Annotated in this window: 3 protein-coding genes and 1 pseudogene; 2 read left to right on the top strand and 2 right to left on the bottom strand. The window is 74.4% G+C overall.

Annotated elements, in window-relative coordinates; genetic code table 11:
* Positions 1 to 83: 83 nt before the first annotated feature.
* Positions 84 to 863, bottom strand: a complete 780-nt coding sequence (locus SSBG_RS28690; protein WP_008749533.1) for a FadR/GntR family transcriptional regulator — start codon at positions 861 to 863, stop codon at positions 84 to 86.
* Positions 864 to 1126: 263 nt separating this feature from the next.
* Positions 1127 to 1525, bottom strand: coding sequence for a hypothetical protein (locus tag SSBG_RS28685; RefSeq protein ID WP_008749532.1), 399 nt, complete (start codon positions 1523 to 1525; stop codon positions 1127 to 1129).
* 324 nt (positions 1526 to 1849) lie between these two features.
* Here SSBG_RS28685 and SSBG_RS28680 point away from each other — a divergent pair, with 324 nt between their 5' ends.
* Entirely contained in the window at positions 1850 to 2533 is a 684-nt protein-coding gene (locus tag SSBG_RS28680; protein WP_008749531.1) for an ArsR/SmtB family transcription factor, read from the top strand.
* A 43-nt stretch (positions 2534 to 2576) separates the two neighbouring features.
* Positions 2577 to 2940 (top strand): annotated as a pseudogene (locus SSBG_RS28675) (MFS transporter); the annotation flags it as partial.

The following is a 2940-nucleotide window of genomic DNA, read 5'->3' as shown; positions in this document are numbered from 1 at the left end:
CGGCTCCGGAAACCTTCTCCGGAACCGGGCCCCTGGCTCGGCGTCAGTACGGCGCGGGTGCGCGCGCGTCTCCCGCGCGGGCGTCAGGCCCCCTGGGAGCGGACGCGCGAGGCCGTCCGCTCCAGGTGGGTGCGCATGACGCCGCTCGCCCGCTCCACGTCGCGCGCGGCGACCGCCTCGACGAAGGAACGGTGCTCGCGGGAGCCGCGCTTGCCCATCCTCGGCTCCACCGTCTGCGCCTCGCGCAGGCTCATGAGGAGCGGGCCGTGGAAGGACTCCACGAGCATCCGGATGGCCGCGTTGTGGGTGCAGTCGGCCACCCGGGTGTGGAACTCGGCGGACATCTCCATCGTGTAGGCGCCCTCCTCCATCGCGGCGATGTGCGCGTCGCACAGTGCGAAGAGTTCGTCCAGGTCCTCGTCCGTGGCGCGTTCCACGATGAGCGGCACGATGCCGAGTTCGAAGACGAGGCGCGCCTCGGTCACCTCGCCGGCGGTGAGCGGGGACAGCGACAGCAGCGTCGCGAGCCCTTCGCCGACCTGCCGGGAGTCCGGCGTCGTCACGAAGGCACCGCCCCGGGCGCCGACCCGGATCTCCACCAGGCCACCGGCCTCCAGGATGCGCAGCGCCTCGCGCACGGTGACCCGGCTGACGCCGAAGTGCACGCACAGGTCGCGCTCGCTCGGCAGCCGGTCGCCCGGCTTGAGCTTCTCCTCCTTGAGGAGCATCCGGACCTGTTCCACGATGACCTGGGAGACGCGGTGGGAGGACACCGCCTTGAACAGCCCCTCGGGCGCCGGGGCCGCCGGGGCCTCCTTGGCGTGCGGCGCTGGCTTCGGCTGACTCCCGGGACGCGATGGCATACGAACAATCTCCCACGGACGGCGGCGGTTGACCGTGAACCACTGCTGGGCTTACGGTCTGACCAAATTACCAGCCCTTGACCCAATGCCGCGCCGGATACGATGAGGCGTGTGCCACCCCCGGGGATTTCGGCCGGTTCCGTGCACCGTACCGGCCGGTGAACGCCCCGGCGGGACGCGGCCCCCGGACGGTTCACGCGCCGGGCGGGCCCGGACGGGTCACGCTTCCCGGAGCGGCGGCGGACTGGTCGCGGGTACGCGGCTCACGACGCCCCGTCCGGCCCAGCGGGTCCCGGCTCCTGAACCGCCGTCCGGCGCAGGGACCTGTCCAGCGCGCTCATGAGCCCGGCGACGCGTCCGCGGCCTTCGGCGGCGGGCGGGTACCGGCGCAGTACGCCGATCAGCTCCGGCGTCGCCCGCTCCCGCGCTCTCCCCAGCAGGGCGTCCCCGACGGCCGGGTCGCCCCCGGCCTCCAGTTCGCCCACGCGCGCGGCGCTCGCGGACGCCCGCAGGATGTGACCGACCTGCGTCGCCCGGGCGAGGGGATGCCGGTACGCGGCCGCGGCGGCGTCCCCGGCGCAGCGGGCCGCCAGCCGTGCGGCCTCGGTGGGCGCGTCCGCCGCGGCGCGGTGGGCGTCCGTCGCGGTGAGGCGCTGCGCCACCGTCCTGCGCGCGCCGCCGGTGACTCCCGGGCCGCCTCGACCGCCGCGCGGGGCCGGGAGTCACCGGGCACGGCACGCTCGAAGACGGGCAGCACCTCCTCGGCGTCCCCCAGCACGTACCGCACCACGACGCGCAACTCCTCCATCGTCAGCCGGAAGTCCCCGCTCACCGCGTCCGCGCGCTGCCCCATGGGCCGGAATCCTAGTCCGGCGCGACGAGCGGAAAGGCGCGATCGCACCCCAGAGCCGGGGCGGTGCGCCGGAGTCAGAGCCTCTTGCGAAAGAATACTTGCGCAATTTTTCTTGCGGAACCATACTCGGCCCATGCCCGCTTCCCAGGACCCCGGTTCCGACGCCCCGTCACCCCGGCACCCCGCCGCCCCCGCCGCCCGTGCTCCCGAGGCGGCGGAGCCGTCGCATCCCGGCCCCCGGCCCGAGCGGATCACCGAGCTCGCGCGCCTGAAAGCGTTCACCAATCCCCTGCGGATGCGCCTGTACCGCCTGTTGTACGCGGAGGGGGCCGCGACCGCCTCGGCGCTCGCCGAGCAGGTGGACGAGGCTCCCTCGCTGGTCAGTTACCACGTGCGCAAGCTGGCCGAGCACGGCTTCGTGACGGAGGCCCCCGAACGCGCGAGAGACGGCCGTGAGCGCTGGTGGCGGGTGGCGCACGAGGGCGGATTCGGCTTCCGGGACTCCGAGTTCGCCGGGACGCCGGAGGGCGCGGCCACGTCGCGGGCCGTGGTGCGGGCACTGGTCAAGACCCGCTTCGAGCAGTACACGCACTACCTCTCGCAAGTGCCCGCGTGGGGCGCGCGGTGGTCCGACGCGGCCATGTCCTCGGAGTGGGTCGTCGATCTCACTGCGGAGGAACTGGCGGAGCTGGGGCGGGACTTCGAAGCGCTCGCGGCGCGGTGGCGCGAGCGGGCGAAGGAGGCGGCGCGGTCCGGCGACGGCCGGGAGCGCGAGCACGTCGCGCTGCACCTGTACAGCTTCCCCTTCCGCCCCTGAGCCCTTTCCCGAGGAGTCCGGCATGTTCCCGAGGGAGTCCGGCATGACTGTCCCCGCACCCGCCGCGCCCGTCCTCCCCGAGGCGCCGGTCCCCGGCGCTTCGCAGCGGCCCGCCCATCGTGACGCCAACGTGCTGCGCGGGCTGCTCGCGTACACCGCCTCGCTCGTCGGGGACGGTGTGTACTTCGTGGCGCTGGGCTGGGCGGCGCAGAAGGTCGCCTCTCCGGCCGGGGTGGGCTGTGTGATGGCGGCGGGGGCCGTGCCGCGCGCGCTGCTCATGCTGGGGGGCGGGGTGCTCGCCGACCGTTTCGATCCCCGGCGGATCGTCCTCGGGAGCGACGCGGTGCGGTGCCTCCTTGGTCTCTGGGGGTCGCCGGGGCCGTCGCGCTCACCGCGCCCGGGCTGTG

The organism is Streptomyces sp. SPB074, from assembly GCF_000154905.1.
Taxonomy (GTDB): domain Bacteria; phylum Actinomycetota; class Actinomycetes; order Streptomycetales; family Streptomycetaceae; genus Streptomyces.
The sequence above is the reverse complement of the archived record's forward strand: the minus strand, read 5'-3'. Positions and strand labels throughout refer to the sequence as shown.

Bases quoted from the DNA above. Each gene is read 5' to 3' on its own strand.
- SSBG_RS28690 (WP_008749533.1), bottom strand. From the start codon at position 863: ATGCCATCGCGTCCCGGGAGTCAGCCGAAGCCAGCGCCGCACGCCAAG.
- SSBG_RS28680 (WP_008749531.1), top strand. From the start codon at position 1,850: ATGCCCGCTTCCCAGGACCCCGGTTCCGACGCCCCGTCACCCCGGCAC.